Source organism: Arthrobacter sp. CP30 (assembly GCF_053470025.1).
The window spans coordinates 354,918-376,652 of sequence record NZ_JBQEMM010000001.1 but is presented as its reverse complement, the minus strand read 5'-3'; the positions used below and the strand labels follow the sequence as shown (position 1 = coordinate 376,652).

At 62.1% G+C, this 21,735-nt stretch carries 23 protein-coding genes and 1 riboswitch; of the genes, 13 read left to right on the top strand and 10 right to left on the bottom strand.

The annotated features are described in order from the left end of the window. Positions 1–78: 78 nt before the first annotated feature. On the bottom strand, positions 79–486 hold the full coding sequence (locus tag ACTIMO_RS01890; RefSeq protein ID WP_448181306.1) for a metal-sensitive transcriptional regulator: 408 nt from the start codon (positions 484–486) through the stop codon (positions 79–81). Positions 487–797: 311 nt separating this feature from the next. Then, positions 798–1,016, top strand: a riboswitch (cyclic di-AMP (ydaO/yuaA leader). A 2-nt stretch (positions 1,017–1,018) separates the two neighbouring features. Here ACTIMO_RS01890 and ACTIMO_RS01885 point away from each other — a divergent pair. Then, complete coding sequence (locus ACTIMO_RS01885; RefSeq protein WP_448181305.1) at positions 1,019–1,942, top strand: LysM peptidoglycan-binding domain-containing protein; 924 nt, start codon at positions 1,019–1,021, stop codon at positions 1,940–1,942. A 313-nt stretch (positions 1,943–2,255) separates the two neighbouring features. After that, positions 2,256–3,257, top strand: a complete 1,002-nt coding sequence (locus tag ACTIMO_RS01880) for a cytochrome c oxidase assembly protein (RefSeq protein WP_448181304.1) — start codon at positions 2,256–2,258, stop codon at positions 3,255–3,257. 290 nt (positions 3,258–3,547) lie between these two features. On the opposite strand, the gene ACTIMO_RS01875 is transcribed toward ACTIMO_RS01880, so the two are convergent. From ACTIMO_RS01875 to ACTIMO_RS01860, 4 genes are all read right to left on the bottom strand, one after another. Continuing rightward, entirely contained in the window at positions 3,548–4,318 is a 771-nt protein-coding gene (locus tag ACTIMO_RS01875) for a DsbA family protein (RefSeq protein ID WP_448181303.1), read from the bottom strand. 296 nt (positions 4,319–4,614) lie between these two features. Further along, a complete protein-coding gene (locus ACTIMO_RS01870; RefSeq protein WP_448181302.1) occupies positions 4,615–5,049 on the bottom strand; it encodes a sortase domain-containing protein in 435 nt (144 codons plus the stop codon). Positions 5,050–5,347: 298 nt separating this feature from the next. Further along, the gene (locus ACTIMO_RS01865; RefSeq protein ID WP_448181301.1) at positions 5,348–6,115 is read right to left on the bottom strand and encodes a hypothetical protein; all 768 of its coding nucleotides are present in this window, start codon (positions 6,113–6,115) and stop codon (positions 5,348–5,350) included. A gap of 230 nt (positions 6,116–6,345) precedes the next feature. Further along, positions 6,346–6,933 carry a sigma-70 family RNA polymerase sigma factor gene (locus ACTIMO_RS01860; protein ID WP_448181481.1) on the bottom strand — a complete coding sequence of 196 codons (588 nt, stop codon included), beginning with the start codon at positions 6,931–6,933 and terminating at the stop codon, positions 6,346–6,348. Positions 6,934–7,446: 513 nt separating this feature from the next. Between ACTIMO_RS01860 and ACTIMO_RS01855 the strand changes: the two genes are divergently transcribed. The 3 genes from ACTIMO_RS01855 to ACTIMO_RS01845 all read left to right on the top strand — a co-directional run bounded on the left by ACTIMO_RS01855 (position 7,447) and on the right by ACTIMO_RS01845 (position 10,534). Continuing rightward, complete coding sequence (locus tag ACTIMO_RS01855; RefSeq protein WP_448181300.1) at positions 7,447–8,184, top strand: hypothetical protein; 738 nt, start codon at positions 7,447–7,449, stop codon at positions 8,182–8,184. A gap of 102 nt (positions 8,185–8,286) precedes the next feature. Then, on the top strand, positions 8,287–9,570 hold the full coding sequence (locus tag ACTIMO_RS01850; RefSeq protein ID WP_448181299.1) for an Nramp family divalent metal transporter: 1,284 nt from the start codon (positions 8,287–8,289) through the stop codon (positions 9,568–9,570). Positions 9,571–9,829: 259 nt separating this feature from the next. Next, positions 9,830–10,534, top strand: a complete 705-nt coding sequence (locus ACTIMO_RS01845; RefSeq protein WP_448181298.1) for a metal-dependent transcriptional regulator — start codon at positions 9,830–9,832, stop codon at positions 10,532–10,534. A 26-nt stretch (positions 10,535–10,560) separates the two neighbouring features. Here the strand turns inward: ACTIMO_RS01845 and ACTIMO_RS01840 are convergent, their stop codons facing one another. The 4 genes from ACTIMO_RS01840 to ACTIMO_RS01825 all read right to left on the bottom strand — a co-directional run bounded on the left by ACTIMO_RS01840 (position 10,561) and on the right by ACTIMO_RS01825 (position 14,760). Then, complete coding sequence (locus ACTIMO_RS01840) at positions 10,561–11,526, bottom strand: cation diffusion facilitator family transporter (RefSeq protein ID WP_448181297.1); 966 nt, start codon at positions 11,524–11,526, stop codon at positions 10,561–10,563. Beyond that, the gene (locus tag ACTIMO_RS01835) at positions 11,523–11,990 is read right to left on the bottom strand and encodes an ArsR/SmtB family transcription factor (protein ID WP_448181296.1); all 468 of its coding nucleotides are present in this window, start codon (positions 11,988–11,990) and stop codon (positions 11,523–11,525) included. The genes ACTIMO_RS01840 and ACTIMO_RS01835 overlap by 4 nt, the downstream gene beginning before the upstream one ends. A 1,103-nt stretch (positions 11,991–13,093) precedes the next feature. Then, positions 13,094–13,831: a copper resistance CopC family protein gene (locus ACTIMO_RS01830; protein ID WP_448181295.1), complete on the bottom strand. Its 738-nt coding sequence runs from the start codon at positions 13,829–13,831 to the stop codon at positions 13,094–13,096. Positions 13,832–13,905: 74 nt separating this feature from the next. Further along, positions 13,906–14,760, bottom strand: coding sequence for a YcnI family copper-binding membrane protein (locus tag ACTIMO_RS01825; protein WP_448181294.1), 855 nt, complete (start codon positions 14,758–14,760; stop codon positions 13,906–13,908). 233 nt (positions 14,761–14,993) lie between these two features. Here ACTIMO_RS01825 and ACTIMO_RS01820 point away from each other — a divergent pair, with 233 nt between their 5' ends. From ACTIMO_RS01820 to ACTIMO_RS01800, 5 genes are all read left to right on the top strand, one after another. After that, a complete protein-coding gene (locus ACTIMO_RS01820; RefSeq protein ID WP_448181293.1) occupies positions 14,994–15,155 on the top strand; it encodes a hypothetical protein in 162 nt (53 codons plus the stop codon). Between the two features lie 676 nt (positions 15,156–15,831). Further along, positions 15,832–16,176 (top strand): ArsR/SmtB family transcription factor, encoded by a 345-nt coding sequence (locus tag ACTIMO_RS01815; RefSeq protein ID WP_448181292.1) that lies wholly within the window; start codon positions 15,832–15,834, stop codon positions 16,174–16,176. Between the two features lie 65 nt (positions 16,177–16,241). Continuing rightward, positions 16,242–17,126 (top strand): cation transporter, encoded by an 885-nt coding sequence (locus ACTIMO_RS01810; protein ID WP_448181480.1) that lies wholly within the window; start codon positions 16,242–16,244, stop codon positions 17,124–17,126. Positions 17,127–17,234: 108 nt separating this feature from the next. After that, entirely contained in the window at positions 17,235–17,930 is a 696-nt protein-coding gene (locus ACTIMO_RS01805) for a DsbA family protein (protein ID WP_448181291.1), read from the top strand. Between the two features lie 5 nt (positions 17,931–17,935). After that, positions 17,936–18,589, top strand: a complete 654-nt coding sequence (locus ACTIMO_RS01800; RefSeq protein ID WP_448181290.1) for a vitamin K epoxide reductase family protein — start codon at positions 17,936–17,938, stop codon at positions 18,587–18,589. A 125-nt stretch (positions 18,590–18,714) separates the two neighbouring features. On the opposite strand, the gene ACTIMO_RS01795 is transcribed toward ACTIMO_RS01800, so the two are convergent. Continuing rightward, positions 18,715–19,713, bottom strand: a complete 999-nt coding sequence (locus tag ACTIMO_RS01795) for an arsenic resistance protein (RefSeq protein WP_448181289.1) — start codon at positions 19,711–19,713, stop codon at positions 18,715–18,717. A gap of 120 nt (positions 19,714–19,833) precedes the next feature. On the opposite strand from ACTIMO_RS01795, the gene ACTIMO_RS01790 reads away from it, so the two are divergent. The 3 genes from ACTIMO_RS01790 to ACTIMO_RS01780 all read left to right on the top strand — a co-directional run bounded on the left by ACTIMO_RS01790 (position 19,834) and on the right by ACTIMO_RS01780 (position 21,724). Beyond that, positions 19,834–20,244 (top strand): MerR family transcriptional regulator, encoded by a 411-nt coding sequence (locus ACTIMO_RS01790; protein ID WP_448181288.1) that lies wholly within the window; start codon positions 19,834–19,836, stop codon positions 20,242–20,244. Positions 20,245–20,575: 331 nt separating this feature from the next. Next, positions 20,576–21,409 (top strand): MFS transporter, encoded by an 834-nt coding sequence (locus ACTIMO_RS01785; protein WP_448181287.1) that lies wholly within the window; start codon positions 20,576–20,578, stop codon positions 21,407–21,409. A gap of 12 nt (positions 21,410–21,421) precedes the next feature. Continuing rightward, positions 21,422–21,724: a hypothetical protein gene (locus tag ACTIMO_RS01780; RefSeq protein WP_448181286.1), complete on the top strand. Its 303-nt coding sequence runs from the start codon at positions 21,422–21,424 to the stop codon at positions 21,722–21,724. The last annotated feature ends 11 nt before the right edge of the window (positions 21,725–21,735 follow it).

Genomic DNA, 21,735 nt, shown 5'->3' with positions numbered 1-21,735 from the left:
GGAAGCTTCGGTTTTCTAGAGTGCCGAGGCCTGCGCTAGTGACCGGCTGTTGTCGTTGACCCCATCGAATGGGTTCTGTCATCTCAGCAGCCGCCCTATGGCTTGAGTCGCTTCCTTAATTCTCTGATCGATCAGACCTATGTCGGTTGTATCGCCGGTGATGTTCGTACCTGCTGCCTCCCGTGCAGCGTCTGCAACGCAATGCGTCAGGTGACTCTCAAGGAGCCCGAGACTGAAGGCATGCATGGCACTGTTGACGGCAGCGACCTGAGTGAGGATGTCGATGCAGTACTTGTCCTCCTCGACCATTCGGGCTATACCACGAACCTGACCTTCCATGCGCTTGAGCCGACGCAGGTAGGCACTTCTGTCAGCGGCGTAACCATGGTGAGTGCCACTACTCTCATCAACGTTCGGGGCTTCGCCCGATTGTGTCGCACCCCTGGAGGAGATGTCATTAAGGTTGTGTTCGGTGCGAAGTGTCATCTTTGCTTCCCTCATCATCATCGTCGACGACACGAGTGGCCCAGTGCGTTGACGACGCGGTTCTCAGCCGTGTGAGATGCACGGTCCCCTAAGTATCCGTGAAGAAGGTGAACCAGGTGAACGATCATCTGACCAAGAAGTTCCGCGTCGTATCTGGTCATCTGTTTCTCACCCCGTCACTGGCATCCTTCAGGAGTGTGCGTTATGGGAACGTGACAATCGATACCACCCTAGGGTATTGTCCTCACGTGACCCCGGCACCCGCCGAGTTCGCTCTCCCGCGCAGAATGCCGAGCCCTGCCGCTGCTCCCGGGACCCGTTCGCATCACCCAGTTGGCAGGGACGGGGGAACCACGTTTCCACCGGATCGCGACACGTCCCGTGTTGTTGATCCTCGGGGTTAAGCCGATCTACGAAGTCTGTCTGCCACGGTTCGTCCTATGACGCTGTGATGGATAGATCTTCGAGACGGCCGGGTGACTCCCATCCGAACCCGACAGCTCACCCCGCAGGCATGGGAGAGGCAATCACCATGTCACGATCGTCCATTCCGGCACGCCACCGCGCGGCCGTCACTCACTCCGTCGCCCTCGAAGGCCTGGCGTATTCGGCAAAGACCGGCGCCGTCGCACTGGGTAAGCCGGCCATCGTCGCCGCCGCAACCGGCGGCCTCGTCTTCGCCGTCGGAGCCCCCGCAGCGCAGGCAGGAACGTACTCCGAAGCCGCATCGACCGCCGTCACCACCCAGGCACCTGCGGTGCAGGCCCCCGCTGTCCAGACCCCTGTTGTTCAGGCGTCTGCAGCTGGTACCTACACGGTGGCTTCCGGTGACACCATGGGCGCGATCGCTGCACGCCATGGTGTGAACCTTGATGCGCTGCTGGCCACCAACGGCCTGTCCTTCGCATCGGTGATCTACCCGGGCCAGCAGATCAAGCTTTCCGGTCCGGCCGCTGCCAGTGCTGTTGTGAGCCCCGCAGCAGTGCCTGCCGCGCTCCCTGCCAACCAGGTCTTCTACAGTGCACCTGCCCCGGCACCTGCTCCCGCCGCAGCGCCTGCCGGCATCTCCCTCACCTCGGCATCCATTGCGCCCATTGCAGCAGCCCCGGCCGCTCCGGCTGCCGCTCAGCCCACTGTTGCCGCTAGCGGCGTCGGTGCTGCCCTGGTCGCCTCGGCCTACGCCCAGATCGGCTCCACCCAGGACTGCACCATTCTCGTCGAGCGGGCCCTGCGCTCGATCGGCAAGAACGTCGGGGACCTCGGCCCCATGCAGTTCTTCCAGTTCGGGACCGTCGTTGCCACCCCGGCTCCTGGTGACCTCGTCATCCGCCCGGGCCACGTCGCCATCTACGTCGGCGGCGGCAAGGTCATCAGCAGCGGCATGAACGGCATCAACGCCACCATGGAACACCCGCTGTCCGACCTCGCCGGATCCTCCTTCGTTCGCGTCAGCTAGTAGAACTGTCTGCTGAAGCGAATACCCTTGAGCTGAGATAGCGGCAAGTGCCCTGGACGGGGGTGCTTGCCGCTATTTCCTTTTCCACCTCCTCAAATCCCATCCACAGGCACCACGAGGAGGACAGCAGAACCGGCCCGACCACTGAAACCTGCACGTCAAAGTAACGAGCGTCGGCTCAAGTTCCACTGATGCAAGCCAGCCTGGTGCTGTTGCCTCGAGAGGTCCTCCTCACGCGACGCGCATTCGCTGTGGCACAGGCACGCATCACTGATCAGAACTCTTTGGCGGTGATGACCAAGGGGCGGCGATAATGAATGAGGAAGGGCGGGCAACAGTGAACGAACCATGGGTCAGCGGACCGGTATGGATACCGGAAGCACCTCCTTCATGGGCAACGTACCTGGCGCCAACCTTGCAGCCGATCCCGCTGATACCTGCAATCGCCTTACTACTGGGCCTTTTGTACCTGACAGGTGCGATCCGCCTGTGGACATCCGGTAGATCCTGGCCGGTGTGGCGGACAGCAGTTTTCCTCTCAGGGTGCATGATCATCATGATCACCATGGGTGCCGGAGTCGAGGGCTACGGGCTGCGAATGTTCTCCGTCTTCATGTTCCAGCAACTCACTCTCATGATGGCGGTGCCGCCCTTGCTGGTTCTGGGCCGGCCAGGCACGCTCCTCTTACGCGCAACTCCTCACCGTGGCCTCGGCCGACCGGTCCTGAGGCTTGCGCATGCTGGTCTAAAGTCCAGAACGGCTAGAATCCTGCTCCATCCGGCCTTCATGATCCCAGTGTTCCTGGTGAGCTTCTACGGGGTCTACCTCAGCGGTATCGCAGACGCGATGCTGCCCTCCTGGTACGGACACATCACGTTGGAGTTGCTGTTCCTGATTTCTGGAATCCTCTTCACGGTTCCAGTGCTGTCCACGGATCCGCTGCCGGTCAAACAATCCCATCTCGGTCGGTTCCTCGACATCTTCGCAGAGATGCCCTTGCATGCATTCTTTGGCGTCGTGCTGATGATGGCGACTACTCCGGTCGTAGATTTCTTCGGCACGTTACCGGCGGGATGGGATGTCGACCCGTTGACGGACCAGGGCATAGCAGGGGGGCTGGCCTGGTCCTATGGGGAACTGCCATCCGTATTGATGCTGCTGATCATCATGGTGCGGTGGCAGCGCGATGAGACAGTGACCTCAAAAGCAATGGACCGTAAACACAATCTCGAGGGCACACCGGAACTCGACGCATACAACGAATACCTCGAGCAGCTCAGGCAACGCGCTGCACGCCATGACCGCCACCGCTGACCATCACGAAGGACTACCCTTCCCCCAGCTGGTCCAAAGCGGCACTCCCGTCCACCCGATAGAAGTGAGCATCGAAGGAAAAGGCATCGTAGGAGACGGGCAACGCGCCATAGGCGGGTCCGCCGGACTCCTGGCGGTGCTGATCATCCCAATCGCACCTCCACTCGCGGCATCCTTGTTCCGCACACCCTTGTCCTGCGTTTAGCGTCCTGTAGTCCATGTTCTGGGTAGGGTCTGTGCGACGAGGGAGGCCCCGGTCCTAGGCTGCTCTCAGAGCATCCAGCCGCAGGTCAGCGTGCTACGAGTCGGACGGCCTCGCGAAAATCCTGGAGCGACGTGAGAGTGTTGTGGTTCTGGTCGTCGAGAAGAATTAGTGCCGGGGCTCGCGTCACGCCGGCGTGTGCGGCTTCAGCCTTGTCACTGTCGATCAAGGTTCGCACTTGCTCACTGTTCATGTCCGCTTCGAAGCGATCGCTGTTGAGTCCAAGCTCGCGTGCGATCATCAGGTACGTATCGGCCGTGATGGACGCGCTAAGACGGGGGCGTTCCTGCGCTTCGGGATCCAGTGTGAGGGCTTCCAAGTACTGAATGAAGTATCCCTGACGGTCCGCTGCCTCAAGGGCGCTGGCCGCGAGGTAGGCATCGTCCGTTGTGGGCAGGTGTCGTGTCACGAACGTTACCCGCCGTGAATAGTCAGTGCGGAGATTCGCCAGAAACTCCTGTACGGAAATCGTTCCGGGAGAATACAGGTCAATGAACTGAACGAGGACAGCGCGCTCGTGAGAAGCGCGCAAGATAAGTCTGTCGCTACTACTGACAGCCTGCCGAAGAGCAGCTTGCCGATTAGCTGCACTGGTGTTCGGCCTTACCTGATCACTCGTGGCCTGGTTGCTCGTGGCCTGATGACGTGGGGTCTGTTTAGAGACAGGACGTGCAGGCGGAGAGTCCTGGTCGGTGTCATTGTCGTTGGACAGGTACCCCTTACATCCAATGAAGAATGCTATCGATCCCAGGACCAGGATGATGGCTAGGGGAATCATTGCCGCAAACCAAGGATTCATGGGAAGCGTACCGGTCCTATCGCATCAGACCAGGCCCCACACCCTTGAGGTGTCGACGCCCGCCGGAGAGGTCATCTGCCGGCTTACTGCCGACACTGTGCCGCCTTGACACTAGGTACATCGTACCGTGAACAATTTAGGGTAATGATTTCCACCGCCAGCTGTGTCAATAGACCCCCGGTGATTGTGCTCAGTCCGAAGACCGTCAACCCAGACAAGTGCTGGTTGACGGGGGGGGGGGAGGGCAAGTTCAGGGGCCGAGCGCTGAACCGTCGGCCGTAGCCGGAATTTGCGGCTTAGATGCTCTTGGCATAGACGACGTAGTTGTCGTCGAATAGTCCGGTGGCGGGGTCGTAGCCGTCGCAGGTGATCAGGCGCAGTTCGGCGCCGTCGGTGTTGCCGTAGACGGTGAGGGTCGGGAAGTCGTTCTTGGGGTACTGCTCTCCGCGGTCGACGGCGAACTTCACGACGGTGCCGTCCTGCCGGGTGACCTCTACGACGTCGCCGGCTTTCAGGGCGCGGAGGTCCGCGAAGACACCGGGCCCGCCGTCGGTTGCGTTGACGTGCCCGAGGAGGACTGTTGGTCCTTGTTCGCCGGGGCTGGGGGACTGGTTGTACCAGCTGGCGGGAGCGCCTGGCCCGTCGGGTGGAACGTCGAGGGACCCGTTCTCACGCAGTCCCAGGGCCAGAAGATCCGAGCCTGCCCCGATCGCCGGGATGGTGAAGGACACCGGCGCTGATTCGGGGAGGAATTCTTCTGCGGCTTCGGTAGGAGCTGGGGTGGCGCTGGAGGGTGCGGCGGGTGCAGGTGTGACTGTCGGGGCGGCACTGCTGGTAGCCGGTACCGGGGCCGAGGAAGCGCTGGGTTGCTGGGTGGTTGTTGCTGTCTGCGGGTCTGCGGGTGCGCCGCATCCGGTGAGCAGAACAGCAGCGACCGCCGTTGAAACCAGGAAGTTTCGACGGCGGCCGCTGAGTGAACTAATCATGGTGTGAAATCGGTCCGATCAGTTCAGTGGTGCTCTGGTGTGACTAGTTGGTGCGGCGACGGACGGCGTAGGTTCCGCCAGCTGCAACGGCGAGGACGAGGCCGCCACCGAGGGCGAGCATCCCGGCGTTGCTGCCAGTCTCCTGTGCGACACCGGTGTCTGCTCCACCGGAAGGCATGGCGCCCATCTGGGTTGCGGCGAGGTTGCCACACAGTGCCGGCGAGGTGGCGCCGAGGGGGAGCGTGGGGTCGAGGTCGCTCGGGGAGTTGAAGACTTCCTCGGAGACGCCGGCCGTGGCGGGATCCAGGCCGTGGACGACGACAACGGCGGTGCCGGCGGCGAGAGCGTCCTTCGTGTTCTGGTTGACCTCGAAGCTGCGCTGGATATTGTAGGTTCCGCCCTGGCCACCGAGGGCGAGGTTCAGGCCCTCTTCGGGGCCGGTGGCCCCGCTGGTGGTGAGGGTGGTCTGGATTCCACCGTACTTGCCAGCACCTTCAGTGACGCTGACGATGCCGTCAGCGTTGGCGTCATCGGCGCTGGTCGGGCAGGTGCCCATGGCGAGGCCGTGGATGTGCTGGACGTGGGGGTACGGGCCGTCCATGAAGGTCTCGGCGAGGCCGTTGACCTGCAGGTTGACGGTAGCCGTGTCGCCCTTGACGTCGACGGTGACCGTTCCGGTACCGGTGGTGCCATTGAGCTGGCCCAGCGTGGACGAGTAGGAGCCATCAGCAGCCATGGCGGGGGCACCGGCCATGGCAACGACGCCAAGAGCCAGAGCGGGAACTGCGAGAAGCCGCATTTTCTTGTTCATGGGAAATCCTTCACTGTGCGGTGAGGGCGCACCCGTCGTAGGTGTGCCTGAATGTGATTCGGAGCACCCCGGTAAGCGGATGGGAAGGATGCGAACTAATTTTTTCGCGTCTGCCAGCCGCACGGCGCGTCCGGGTCGAGGTGCGCTTCGGGTCGGCTACGAACCTGCCCGAGGAAGAGTTCGACACCTCGTCCGAGCCGGGGTTTACGCCGACGTTCACCCCTAGGGGGTTATGCGGTGGTGAGTGCGCGACGGAGAACGATCAGGCTGTCCCTGATCCGGCTCTTGACCGTGGGGAGCGGAGCACCTTGGCGCACGGCAACCAGTTCGTAGGTCAGGTCCTCGTAGAAGGCCAGATAGATCGCTTCGCGCTGTACCGGGGTCAGTCTTGGGAGCAAAGCCCGAACAGTCTGATGTTCGACCCGGTCAAGTGCGGTCTCCGACGTGTCGTCGACCTCACGGCTGAGGTTGTTGATGAGGTATTGGAGTTCGTGGCGGTGTGCGCGCTCTTCGGTCGCTGCCCGGTCGAACGCACGGCGATGCGTAATAATCATGATCCAGGTGTCCGGGTGGCCACGGTCAGCATCGTAGGTGCCGGCTTTCCGCCAGATCTCGAGGAACACCTCCTGCGAGACCTCCAGGGCGATGCTCGAGTCAGCCACGACGCGTTCACTCCACGCAAAGATCCCAGGACCCATGAGCGACAGGAGCGCCCGATAGGCATCCTCGTCCCGGGCTGCGACAGCCTCGAGGAGAGACCGGAGCCTCACACGCACAGGAAGCGGCCGGGCATCAGCGTCCAGTGAGACCTCACCCATCACATTTCCCATCCCAACTCGTCCACCCAGACCTTCCCTGTTCAGCTTAGGAGCCGGATGAGCCAACACTGCTCGCCAGGGCTCGCACCGGTTTTGATCGCGGATACCTCTACCAGTGGAGAACGGGAATGGGGAGTAAGGTCGCCTGTCGCGTTTCGGGTCGTGGGAGGTTTTTCAGCGTCTTTGCAGAATCAGGGCCTACTGTTGGGTCATCCTCATGTGCGAGTGATCGGGACGGATGCATCTTCCATCTCACCCGGACGGCGCTGGAGATGGAAAAGAGCTGCGGTGAGCCCTTCCTCTCCGGCGCCGTCCGTCTCTAACCGTTCCCGCCCGCTACCAGGACCTCGATGACAAGACCCCGACTCAGCCGCTCGAGCACGGGCAGCCGCATATTGCAGCCTCAAATCCTCGCCGCCGACCGGGGTAAACCAAGCCAACGGGACCTGTGGTCCGAATCACGTCCGTCACGGTTCGCTTGCGGATCTCCGGACTACCAGGGGTGAATCCCATATGAGCTCATTCGGCCGCCCAGCTGCGTGCGTCGCGCTGGCCTTTCTGACTGCTGCCGCTCTAACCGGGTGCGGCGTCACCGAACAAAACCCGCTGAACGTCAATACCCAGGACGTCAATGCTCAAGGCTCAGCCAAACCGTCTGTCGGTGCGTCAGAGGCAGCCGACGCAGATGATGCTTCAAATGCGAGCGAAGCAGCTGGAGAGGGTCAGGAAGCGGCGTCCTTTCTTTCAGCGGACCTTGGTGATGATCCCTTGAACATCCGCGCGGACGGGGCCACCCTGTGCGGGGTGCAACCCAAGGACAGCTTCCTCCAGTACACGATCATGCTGCACAACCCAACCCTGGAAACCTTCACCTTCGACAGCGTCGACCTCGTCGATGCACAGGGCCTGCGGAAGATCGACGCCAAAATCACCCCTGCAAACCGGGAAGGCCACGGCAATCACGGCGCCTCACCCACCCCAGCCGGCGGGCACGGAGCAGGCCATAGTGCAACACCGACTCCAACACCCACGAAGAAGGAACCCAGTACCTTCTCCGTGAAGCCGGTTCCCGCCGTGGGGTACACGTTCGAGCCGGACCAGCACATCAACATTGTGGTATCCGTCGCTCTCGAAGACACTGTGACACGAGGCACCGCCGACGATGTCCTCGTCGGCTTCTCAGCACCAGGACGCGACTTCTCCGTCCCGCACGACCTCAACATCACCATCGACAAGACCACCTGCTCCTGAGGGACGGCCAATCGTCAGTGCAGTACATTCCCAGGGGGAACTTACGCGCATCAGTGAGAATAAGATCTATTTAGGCGCACCTAAAGCTGTTATCGTCGCCGCATGCTTCGTGCTCGCTCTCGCGCCGCCAACGACATTCCTCGCGTAGGTCGTCCGTCATCACGTGAGCCACGCGATCCGCTGGCATCCCGCTGGCTGTTGGGGCCAGCTCTCGTAGCGGGCGTGGCCTATCTCGATCCTGGGAACGTTGCCAGCAATATGACCGCTGGTGCGGCATTCGGCTACCTCCTCGTATGGGTCGTCGTCCTCGGTAACGTCATGGCCTGGCTGGTCCAATACTTATCAGCAAAGCTGGGTATCGTCACCGGCGAGAGCCTGCCGGAGATACTGGGAAAACGCATCAGATCGCAGTGGGGAAGGCGAGCCTTCTGGGCGCAGGCCGAGCTGGTTGCGATGGCAACTGACATCGCGGAGATCCTTGGCGGTGCGATTGCTTTGAACCTGCTATTTGATCTTCCTCTTGTCGTGGGTGGAATCATCACCGGGACCGTGTCGCTGGCCGTCCTGCAGCTACAGGGAAAGAACCGTCCCATGACTTTCGAACGAACCATCATCTCCATGATGGTGATAGTTGCCATCGGATTCTCAGCTGGTGTCTTCGTTAATCCACCCCAAGCTGCGGACGTGACCGATGGGCTGATTCCCTCGTTCGAGGGGGCCCAATCTGTACTTCTTGCAGCCTCAATTCTCGGAGCGACGGTCATGCCGCATGCGGTCTACGCGCATTCTGCCCTAGCTCGTGACCGTTTCCATGTCCGTCCGATCGCCATGGTTCCGCGGCTATTGAGAGCGACCCGTTGGGATGTGAGTATCGCGCTGAGTATCGCCGGAGCCGTGAACCTTGCCATTTTGCTGCTCGCCGCCACTTCCCTCCAGGGCCGGAATGACACTGACACCCTTCAAGGCGCCCATAGTGCACTCACCGATGTCCTCGGCCCCGTTATCGCAACTCTCTTCGCTGTCGGTCTTCTTGCCTCCGGGCTGGCTTCAAGCTCTGTCGGTGCATACGCGGGAGCTGAAATCATGCACGGGCTGCTGCGACTGCGTATACCCCTGAGTGCGCGTCGGATCATCACTCTGATCCCCGCCATCCTCATCCTGGCCTTTGGCGTCGACCCCACGCAGGCTCTGATCGCCAGTCAAGTCGTGCTTTCCTTCGGCATCTCCTTCGTACTGCTTCCGCTGGTCTACCTCGGGACCAGACCAGAGGTGATGGGAAAGCACCGAAACAAGTGGTGGACGACGCTGCTAGGGATGATTGTTGCAGGGTTGCTGGTGGCCCTAAACCTCACCCTCTTGTTTCTCGTCTTCACCGGCACGGGGTGAGTGCCATGACCTTCGGGCACATACGACGCCATCCAGCCCACGGGAGCAAGACTAAAACGCAAAGACTGTACGCCTGATCAGCAGCGATACCGAGGATGCTGAGAGATGACCGAAGACATGATGTAAGGAGCAGCGCCGTGAGAGCAGCGCAGAACTCGATGACAACGCGTGACGCCGGCTGCGATCGTCGCCAGCCCGATCAGACCCATGTGATATCTATGTGGCTGTGCAGCGGCCCGCGAGACGAGATCAGTTGATCATGACGACACAGCGCAAAGGCACTCTGCCGGATGCAGCCGTCGAGGATTACCTGAAGACCATCTATCAGCACACTGAATGGCAAGACGAGGCCATTACCCCGTCCGCCCTGGCCTCAAAACTAGGTGTGACTCCTGCATCAGTCACAGGGATGGTGAAGAAGCTAACCGCCCAGGGACTGATTGACCACGTGCCCTACGGGCCGCTCTACCTGACTCATCGAGGAACACTCCGAGCGATTGCCGTAGTGCGCCGGCATCGCCTGATCGAGACATGGCTTGTCCAGTATTTCGGCTACACCTGGGACGAAGTCCATGACGAAGCGGAACTATTGGAGCACTCAGTGTCCGATCGACTGCTCGCAGTGATGGACCAACGTCTTGGATACCCGTCCACTGACCCTCATGGTGATCCGATTCCGGGCACGACAGGCTTCACCCGACCAACAGGTTTCTCCCTCCTGGCAGAGCTTGGTCCGGATCAGCAAGCGGTCCTCTTACGGGTCGATGACAAGATCCCTGAACTGCTACGTGTACTGGCCGCCCACCAAATGCTCCCGGGCCGCACCCTCATGATCCAGGCGCGCCGTGGCAAGCATCTTTACATCTCCGTCCCGGGTTCGGAGGAAAACCAGACTGTGCGTCTGAACGCTTCCGACGCCAAGCGCATATGGGTGCGTTCGGTCACGGAGGAAAGTGAAACCTGAGGCGTAATCAGCCAAGCACTGCTAGATCAGCAGTGATCGTGACGGCCCGTGGCGGGTTCGAGCTGCAAGGTGGAGTGGCGGATGTCGAAATGCTCGCTGATGCAGGCATTGAGCTCGGACAGAATCTGCTCGGCTCGGCCGCTGGTAAAGGCACCAGAATCGATCTGTACATGCGCAGTCAGCGCCGGCAGGCCGGAGGTAATGGTCCAGGCGTGCAGGTCATCGACCAAAACGACTCCGGGCACTTCCTCCATGTGCCGTCGTACTTCGGCCAGATCAGTCTCCTCTGGGGTTGCCTCGAGGAGGACCAGGACTACAGCCTTCAAAAGGCTGTAGGCACGCGGCAGGATCAGCAGTCCGATCGCGATGCTGGCAAGGCCATCGGCGCGGGCAAATCCCGTGAATTGGATGACCACAGCGGCGATGATGACGGCGATGGAGCCGAGCATGTCGCCCAGCACCTCCAGGTACGCGCCCCGCACATTGAGGCTCTCCTTCTGGCCACCCATCAGAAGGCGCAGGGCGATGAAGTTTGCGATCAAACCAAGAGCCGCGGCGATGAGCATGATCGGTGCCTCGACCTCAGCCGGTGAAAGGGCTCGTTTTGTCCCCTCGATCAGCATCAGAACACCAATGACACCGACAATCAGGCCGTTGACCAGTGCGGCTAGGACCTCGACACGCTTCCAACCAAACGTCCGCCGCTCCGTTGCAGGGCGCGCTGCGAGCCACGTCGCGAAGATAGCGATCGCCAGGCCCAGGGAATCGCTGAGCATATGCCCGGCGTCGGCCAGCAGAGCCAATGATCCAGATACGGCCGCCCCGATAACTTCAATGAGCATCACCGACAAGGTGATAGCCAGAGCGCCCACAAGCCGACCTCTGTGGGAACCACCGACCGTCAGACCATGGGAGTGCCCATGACCTCCACCAGATCCGGCCGCCGTGCGGGTGTTCTGCCCTCCTACATGTGGGAGGTGTCCATCCGTCATGACCGAGCCCCTGCCGGTCGAAGCTCAGCCTTCGAGATCATGCTGGAAGCAACCAGAGAATCCGAAGGTCGGCCATCGGGGATGCCCGGGGAAGAGCCCGCGGGACTGACATCCACTACGTCGTCATGTCGCTCTGGAACACCGTGCATCTGGTTGTGCGAGTTCTGAACATCAGGTGCGACAAGTCGTTCTCCTGCATGGAGGAGATCATCCAATCCAGAATGGGCGAGTCTGTAGACAGTCGCGCGGCCCTCTGGCGTAGCCGATACGAGGCCGGCATCCCGAAGGAGAGCCAGGTGCGCTGACACTGTGGACTGAGCGAGACCGAGATGAGTGGAAAGCTCGCCGACACGGTGCGGTCCGTCAGCCAGACAGTGTATTAGCGTCAGCCTAGAAGGCTCCGCCAGCGCACGAAAGATCCTCGCTACGTCCTCGTGCTGATGAGCTTCATAATTAATCGGCATAGAACGTTTATATCGCTGATTGGCGATAAGTGCAAGTTGCGTTGAACCTTCGTCAGCTAGAACTCTCTGACAGCCTGCAGGAGACGGTCTTTGAGCCGCTGACGGAGACGTCGGCGAGCCAGGAGCGCGATGGCAGCGCTACCCCAAGCGGCGCAGAGGCAGAGGAGAGCGCTGTAGAGGATCGAGGCGGAAGGGGGGGTTGCGTCAACGGTGTTGAAGATCAAGGGTCCGAAGTACCACAGGAGGAGAAGCGCACTGAAGGCACATGCCACCCCCGCGATGAGCATCAGAGGTTGCTGTCGTGCTCGGGTTCCGTTCGTAGACAGCCCGATCGGCAGCAGGAGGAGCCCGGAATAAGTAAGGACCGGCCCGATGGCAACGATCGTCGACAACAAGGCTCCGATGACCATGAGCAACAGGGCAACGGCGACGATCCGACGGTGCACGAGGGGAAGCCTGATGGCGCTCGGCCCTGAAGTCAGGAGCACCTGAGCCAGCGTCGCTCCAATCTGTTGCTGGGTTGGTAGGGGCGGTTCCGCCGGCGGGAGAGCAGGTGTTGCCACGGCTGAATGTACCCCGAATTCGTCAGGATGCTCACCAGGCGCGTCGTCGCCCGTGTCAGCCCCAGGGGCCGCTGAGCCCTTCATCTGTTGCCTGACGTCAGCTGGTGAGGCTGGAACGACTTTCGAATCGATCAGGAGGACAGGTAGTAGATGCTCGGGCACGGACGGTCCAGTTTTGCGCGTGGCGGCCCGAGTGAGGCCAACATGGGCGTATGGGGCAAGGTCGGCTAGAGCCTGCTCGGTTCGTCGACGTAGCTCGTTGACCCGGGGAGTGGTGCCCGCATGCAAAATTTCGATGATCACGAAGAGTTTGTGACTTTCAGACGTCAGGAGTGGGAGCGGTAGGGCCGAGAAGGGCTCTGTCCGCCGACAAGTGTTCGATGTGCTGCTCCACGACCCTCCTCCCATCGTGTTGCAGAAGGAGGGCCGATGAGCTAAAGGCAAACAGCGGGGTAGGGCATCGGTGACGGAGACGAGACATGAAGCAAAGAGGGACCCGTGGGCGTCGACGAATCACTCCTGTCAGGCTCAGAGGGTGCTCTACCTCTGGTTCAGGCGCCGTCGGGTCAGCAGAATCAAAATCACGGCGACGATGACACCTCCAACGCCCAAGTAGACGACGAAGGCGGGCACAGTAGGAGCATCGGCGGCATCTGAGGAACCGGTCACCACGGGGTTGCTGTCCGAGCCTGAGGGCGTCGAAGAGTTAGTTCCTTCGGCAGTGGAAGCGGTAGCAATCGGTGAGCTGCCCGGCGTTACCGCGGGAGGTCCGGCTTGTGCAGCTTGACTCGTGAAGGTATAGGTCCCTTCGATCGGATGATCGTCCGAGGACACTACCCGCCACTGGGCAGTAAATGTTCCGGCCGGTGTGCCAGGCTTCAATGCTTGAACAGCGGTGTTGTTCACCACGGTCACCGGGCCTTCCGACCATGTCGCTCCAGCACTATCTTGGACGATGATCTCCGCCCCGATTCCCGACGGTGGATTGGTGAAGGTCAGCACTACCTCTGTGGGAGTAACTCCGACAGTGGCTTCGGCGGCGGGGGAACTTGAGGCGAGCTCATCGTGTGCCGCAGCCCCTGCGATGGGACCGACCAGAACGAGAATCGATGCTGCTATGAGGGCGAGGAGGCGACGGGAGTGCCGAAGGACGCGCAGACGGAAGTAGGGAAGGCGCGAGACTCGGGTCTCGACCTGCGGATCGATTGCAGACCTGGACGACTCTGCAAGGTGTGCGTTGGCGTGTGCACCAGTCGGCTGGGCGATATCAATGTTCATGTCTATTCCTTTCGGGCGGAACCACCAGGCGCAGGCACCCGTGAACGGACGCCTGCGCCTGGTGGTGTACCGGACTAGCTGTTGCGCTGACCTCGGGTGCGAGCGAGAGCGAGGGCCCCGACCAGCAGACCCAGGATCCCGGCGCCCAAACCGACCCACCCCACAGTGCTTCCTGCGGCATTTGATGTCGCCGAGGCCTGCTCGGTGTCAGGTGCGCTCATTTCGGACGCTGCGGCCTCATCCGTAGCTTCCGCGGTAGCTCCGCCGTGACCATCAGTGCCCTCGGACGCCGTTGTTACGAAAGAAGGCGCAGGGTTTTCGGGCTCATCCTCGCCTTCGACTGCAGGTTCGTCCCAGACCCGCTCCGTGCCGTCGGCATAGGACTGCGTAACCGGCAGCTCAACCGTCATACCCGCTTCGGGCAGCGTCCCTACCGACAGGGAGAACGTTTGGAACTGCTGAGCGTCGAGCTGGTGCTCCTCGTCAGTGGCGGTCCAAACCACCATCAACGGTGCTTCGGTCAGAGTTGCACCTTCCACTACGATCTGTTCGGGCAGGTCGCCACGGACGACCTCTGCAGTCCAACCCTCCACGGGTTTGACCCTGACGGAGGTGAACGGGGTTTCGGTTGGAAGGGCGACTTCGATCTTGTTGGTCTTCGTTTCGGTTGATTCGCTGGGGACGCTGAAGGTCAGCTGAGAGTATCCACCCTCTGTTGTGGACGTCGGCGTGACGCTGATATGGGCCGTAGCTGCTGCAGCACCGGCCAGAAGTAGACCTGATGTCGTCAGCAACGCAGCAACGGTGCGGATAGGGGCACGCCCGCGGAGCAGGTGTTTCGTGGTTACGACCTTGCCCTCGAGTGAGCGGTCGACGCGGGTTCCGTCCTTGGTGCGAGCAGCTGAGGTTGATCCGATAGAGATGTGCATGATGGTGTGCCTTTCAGACCCCGGCGCTTTCGTCAGCAGTCGCCGGGCATAGAACAGTGATGGATAGGAGGGGCCGTGCAGGCGACCGATCAATCACGTGTGAACACACGAGTCAGCAGGCCGCCACAATCCGGGGCAGGTCTGACGGGGGACCCCGTCGAGCGTCGACAGGCAGGGGTCGGCGTGCCGGCGGAGCAATCGGACGCTCGGAATAGCTGGCAAGGATTGGGTCAATGACGGCTGGCACAGGGTCGGCCACAGTAATCAGCGGCCGCAGCCAGGTCATCAGGAGGAAGATGGCGCTCTCTCCCCGGGCGAGGAGCGCGATCATCACCACAACAGCCACCAAGTGGCCCATCACCATCAGAGGCGCTGCACCACTGTCGATGAAATGAGGCAAAAAATGCCCGGAGGGCATTCCTGCTGATGTTGGTGCCGTCGACGTCGCGCACTGCGCGGCGGCGCCTGCATGACCAGTGCCACCGGCGTGACCTGCACTCGACGCACAAGAAGGCGACCTGGAAAGCATCTCAAATGAATGATGCAAGAGCACCTGCCCCCCAGCGACTAGCCCGATGAGAATCGGGAAGGACAACCGGCGTCGGGCAAGGAAAGCTACGGGCATCAAAGCGAGCGACGCCAAGCTGATCAGCACAGGCGTCGACGGCAGAATGCCGCCACCAACCACGTGAGCTCCTACAGCCAAAGACATCATGCAGAACGTGACAACAGCGGACCGCAGAAGACGCAAAGGGGCGCCGGTTCGTGTCACGCCACCCCTTCCGCCATCAATCACTGCCACCAGACCCATCTATCTCGTCAGTCCTGCCGACAATATCGCGATACTTTCCGATCGTTGGACCTGATTCGTTGCAGGGCTTCAGTTGGACCGCAACCACAGTCCCTCTTCCCTGCTCCGTGTCGCATCTTTCACCCCTCAATCAGATCGAGCACCTGGACTACTGCAGGACCTATGAGCTGAGAACCAACCAGATACCGTCTCACTACTCAGCACGACGTACCTAGCAGGCAAACGTCCTTAGATACACAGCGCCATGTATCATTGGGGGGGTGGAAACGTTGACCCTGCCAGCTGTCCTGGCGAAGTTCGGTTATGCCCTGTCGGATCCGACACGGGCCCAGGTGCTCCTGACCCTTCGGGAAGGCCCTGCATACCCGAGTGATTTGGCGGAGCTGGCGGGAGTGAGCCGGCAGAGCCTGTCCAACCATCTGACGTGCCTGCGTGGTTGCGGCCTTGTTGTCGCGCTGCCCGAGGGTCGGCGGGTGCGATATGAACTGGCTGACCGGAAGCTCGGTGACGCCCTGACCGCGTTACTGCAGGTCGTCGCAGTCGCAGATGCCGAGTGCTGCTGTACCGACGCGGCGAACCACGTCACCGGAAAGGCCTGCTGCTGATGAGCACCCACACCCCAGCCCGGACCTCAGCCCACTCCTCAGCCGATGGGGTTTCATTGGTGGACCTGGCTGCTTCGGGGCAATCACCGGTGCCGCCTGAGCGACGGGCGATCCTGGCTCGACGCATCCGCCTGTTCGTGGCCGCAACCATCACCTACAACGTGATCGAAGCTGTCATCGCAATCAGCGCGGGCACCGTCGCATCCTCGAGCGCGCTGATTGGCTTCGGGCTGGACTCGATCGTCGAGGTCCTCTCCGCGGCCGCTGTGGCCTGGCAGTTCGCCGGCCGTGACCCGGAGGCCCGGGAGAAGACCGCGCTGCGCCTGATCGCGTTCTCCTTCTTCGGGCTCGCCGCGTTCGTCACCTTCGATGCCGTCCGCGCGCTGCTCGGCGCAGCAGAGCCCCAGCATTCTCTGACCGGGATCATTCTGGCCGCGGTCAGTCTCGCCGTGATGCCGTTCCTGTCCTGGGCGCAGCGCCGTGCCGGGCGCGAGCTCGGCTCCCGCTCCGCTGTCGCGGATTCCAAGCAGACCCTGCTCTGCACCTACCTGTCCGGTGTCCTGCTGGTCGGCCTGCTGCTCAACAGCACCCTCGGGTGGTCCTGGGCCGACCCGATCGCCGCCCTGGTGATCGCCGCCGTCGCGATCAAGGAAGGCCTCGAGGCGTGGAAGGGCGATTCCTGCTGCGCCCCGACTTTCGGAAACCTCGGAGACGATGAAAGCGTTGAAAGTTGCGGAAGCACAAGCGCCGGCGGCGCTGATTCCTGCTGCACCAGCACAACCGACGACAAAGCCCCGCTTTCTACATCCCAAGTGACACCGGCAGTGGCCGCCCGGACGGAGCCCACCGTCCTCACACTGACCGACAGGCCAGCACAAGCACCAGCGACTGAGCGCACGACAGGGCAGACGTCCTGTGCCTGCTGCGCGAACGCCCAGAAGCACGACTAGATCACCAGCCCAGGGTCTGCACGCAGTGCAGACCCATCATCAGACCCATCGACCCGCCCGTCAGGGGTGGTTGAACGGTTGATAGTGACACCACGAGGAGACACCACCGTGCCCACCCCCGCTACGACACCGACAACACGCAAGGGTTTGAGCCTGCAGAACCGCATCGCCATCGGGTTGCTCGCCCTTGCAGCACTCGTCGTCGGACTGGTGATCGTGTTCAACAACCTCGGCGGCAACGCATCGCAGGCAGCCGATGCCGACGGGACCGCGGCCCAGATTGTCCGGGATGACAGCCACCGCTTGTCCCAGGCAACAGATGAGAAGGCCGTCCTCGTCGAGTTCCTCGACTTCGAGTGCGAGGCATGCCTGGCCGCCTACCCGGTCGTAGAGGACCTGTCCGCGGAGTACGGGGAGAACCTCACCGTCGTCGCACGGTACTTCCCGCTACCTGGTCACCCCAACTCTGAAACCGCAGCCGCCGCCGTCGAAGCTGCCGCCCAGCAAGGCAAGTTCAAGGACATGCACTCGGTGATGTACGAGAAGCAGACCGAATGGAGCCACACCAACGAAGACCGCTCCCCGGTGTTCCGCGGCTACGCCGAGGACCTCGGGCTGGACATGGAAGCCTACGACGCAGCTATTGCTGATCCGGCAACCATGGAACGGGTGAACCTCGACAAGAACGACGCGATGGCCATGAACCTCCAGGGAACCCCCACGTTCTTCCTCGACGGCGAAAAGATCGAACCCGCCACCCTTGAAGAGTTCCGCAGTCTCATCGAGACCGCGATCGCGGACTGACCCGCATGGCCTACACCGGACACGACACAACCGCTGATCCAGATCAGCGTGCAAAGCGGACTGAGGCAGCACGGCCGGCGGGTCCGGTCTTCGCCCAGAGGGTCCCCTTCGGTGCGATGCTCATCATCACCGGTATCACCGGCTGGGTCGCGGCCGGCATCCTGATCCTCGAGAAGCTCGAGCTCTACCGGGACCCGGACCACGTCACCAGCTGCGACATCAATCCGTGGGTGTCCTGCGGCCAGGTCATGGAGACCTGGCAGTCGGAGCTCTTCGGGTTCCCCAACCCCTTCATCGGCCTCGTCGGCTTCAGCATCATCATCACCACCGGCATGGCACTGCTCGCCGGCGCCCGGCTGGCCCGCTGGTACTGGCTCGGCCTGCAGGTGGGTGTCACCCTCGGGGCCGTCTTCGCGGTGTGGCTGTGGAGCCAGGCCCTGTTCGACATCTACATCCTGTGCCTGTACTGCATGATCGTCTGGGCGGCGATGATCCCCCTGGTCATCCTCACCACCCTCAGGAACCTGGCCCAGGGGGTCATCCCCGCGCCCGCCGGCCTCACCCGATGGCTCACGGACTGGGTCGGACCGATCATCGCCCTGACCTACATCGCCGTCGCCGCCTCCGTGTTCTTCCGCTTCCTCCACGTCTTCACCTGAGCGGCTACGGCGGATCCGGTACAGCAATGCCTCGCCCAACCCCACAGGAGTTCGAGTGCAGCAACCATTCGATCGTCTTCAAAAGGCACGTGACCGCACTGACTTGACTAGATGCAAACCCGAACCTAACGAGACTGGGCGGCCATGTAACGAGGTAGCCGGCTACCTGTGGGGCGAACCAAATAGGGTGTCAGTCGCACGAGAACCACCATGCCGACAAGCTCGATCAACGTCTGGGTCACGACTACAACGGGCGCCAAAGACAGTGGAACGGGAAGAGCCAAAGCCAGGGGAAGAACCACCAGCGAGTTCCTGGTTGCTCCGCTGAAGACCAAGGCCCGGGTTGAGCCGACGTCGAGCCTGAACAGCCGACCTGCGATGAGGCCGATGACGGTCATGGTGATCAGGAACCCTGCAAAGATCGGTACGAGGATCAGGAGCTTCGCGGCAACCGCGCCGACAGCGCCGGCTTGGGAGGCGACGACGGTTAAGAGGGTCATCATCATGAGCGGGACCATCAGGCCCAGCATGGTGCGCTCGATCAATCGGCCGATGCTGCGTTTTCTAGCTACCCACTGTGTGGCTGCGGCCGCGGACAGGGGCAAGACGATCAGGAGCAGGAACGCTCTCGCGAACGGGGCGACGTCGACGACCGCGACGCCTTCGGGGCCGAGGAAGATCAGCAGGTAGACCGGGAGCAGCAGGATCTGCGCGAGCATCAGCAGTGGAGCGGCCGCCAGCAACCGGTCGGACGCGCCGCCGGCGAGACCGGCGAACACGATGACGTAATCGATGCACGGTGTTAGCAGCACCAGAAGGACCCCGAAGAGTAAGGCTGGCTGATCAGCGACGAACCGGGACAGGCCATAGGCAACCATTGGTACGAGCAGGAAGTTCACAACCCCGACAGCGGACAGGAACCGGACATCCCGCAGGGACGCCCTGAGCGCTGTGAACGGCACACTGAGGAAAGTCGCGAACAGCAGCAACGCGAGGACGGGCTCGATACCGACCTCGAGATAGTGGGCTCCTGGCAATAGAAGCCCGAGCGCACCGCCAGTGGCGATAGCAAGTAAGTACAGGGCGATCTGATGGCGTTCCATCGACGCGATAGAGGCAGTCATCGGACAGGGAAGGTAGCGGGAGGATCGGCGGGACAGACAGGAAGGCAGGGCACGAGGATCAACGCTAAACGTTCGAGTCGCTTGAAGGTCAAGGAGCGTGGACGCCCGTAGGCTCGGCCCATGCGAATCTCCGCGGTCAGTCAGCGCAGCGGTGTGACCACGACCGCGTTGCGCTACTACGAAAGCATCGGCCTGATCACCTCCCGCAGGGCCTTGAACGGCTACCGCGACTACGACTCCGAGGTGCTGAACCGTCTGGACCTCATCGAGGCGAGCAAGGAGCTCGGCCTGCCGTTGGAGGACATCGGACGGTACCTGCGTTCTCTGGATGAGGAGTCCTGCACGACGGTCCGGGATAACCTGCGACCGTTGCTCGCTGAACGCCTGCGGCAGCTCGAGGAAAAACGAGCACGCCTGGATGCTTTGCGTGTGCGTCTCGACCAGGCTGATCAGGGCCTGGCGAATTGTCCCGACAGTGATGAGCATTGCTCCACTGAATGCATCTTCCGCGCACGTAACGCCGCACCGTAGGTAATAAGGGCGCCGATGCGACGCCGGGCGTGCGCTCAGGTGCGGATGCGTGATCGGTGTTGGCGGGCCATTCGGGAGATGACGTGGATTGTAGAAATCTACAGATGTTGGTCTGTAGATTCCGGATTGCTGGGCGCCGATGCCCCATATACGTCAGGCGCTCAGGTGAGAGTGTTCACTCACAGGTGGACGGCTTTGAGCTCCACCCTTCGGGCTCCACCCGTCCACAGGTGGATGACCACGCTCAAGAGTTCCGTGGCGCTGACTCTAGGGTTGTCGGGTGATCAGTGGTGGACAGGATCGGCCTCGTAGGGGCTTGGCGGCGATGTGCGTGTCGCAGACGACGAGCTGGGGGCTGCTGTATTACTCGTTGCCGGTGGCTTTGGTCCCGATCAGTGCGGACACGGGCTGGTCCGTACCCGCGATGACGGCGGCTTTCTCGGCCGGCTTGATCGTGTCTGCCATCGCTGGTGTCCGTGTCGGACGGATGCTGGACCGCACGGGACCGAGGCTGCTGATGACGGTGGGGAGCGTCATCGGTGTCCTGGCACTGCTGCTGGTCGGGGCTGCACCGAATTTTGCCGTGTTCGCGGCCGCATGGTTGGTCGCGGGGTTCGCGCAGGCCGCGGTGTTCTACCAGCCGGCGTTTGTGGTCCTCACTCGCTGGTACGGAATCCATCGGGTACGGGCGTTGACGATACTGACCCTCGTGGCCGGGTTCGCGTCGACGATCTTCGCGCCCGTCACGGCCGCTCTGATCGATGGGCTCGGATGGCGTACCGCCTACATCGTGCTGGCCGGGATTCTGGCCGTGGTGACGATCCCGTTGCACTGGTTCTTCCTTAACGCCCACTGGTCATCCGGGCCGACCTCCCACATACAGGAGGCACCGGTGCAGGACGTCCGGGCAGTAGCGCGAAGTGCCCCGTTCCGGTTCCTGCAGGTCACGATGGCCCTGTCCACGCTGGCGTTGTATGCGGTGACGTTCAACCTGATCGCCCTGTTCCTCGAGCGGGGAGTGAGCTATCAGACCGCGGCCGTTGCGTTCGGTCTGATCGGGGTCGGGCAGGTCATCGGGCGGGTCGCCTACTCGGCCCTGCCCGCAGGCATCTCGACTGTGGGACGGACCGTCGTGCTGACCGCAGCCGGCGCCGTCAGCGTATAGGCGCTGGCTTTGGTGCCCGGACCCACCGGGCTACTCGTCGTCGTCGCGGTCCTCGCCGGGATGGTGCGCGACTGCAACACCTTGCTGCAGGCCACAGCCGTGTCCGAGCGGTGGGGAACCCGGAACTTCGGGTCCCTGCAGGGTGTCTTCGCGGCGCCCGTGACCATCGTGGGCGCGTTGGCTCCCGCCGCGGGCCCGGCCCTGGCCGTCGTGCTCGGCGGCTACCCCAGCATGGGCATCGCCATGGCAGTCCTGGCCACCGTCGGCGTCGCCACCGCAACACGCACCCGCACCACAGCCCAGCCGCAGAACTGATATCCCATGAC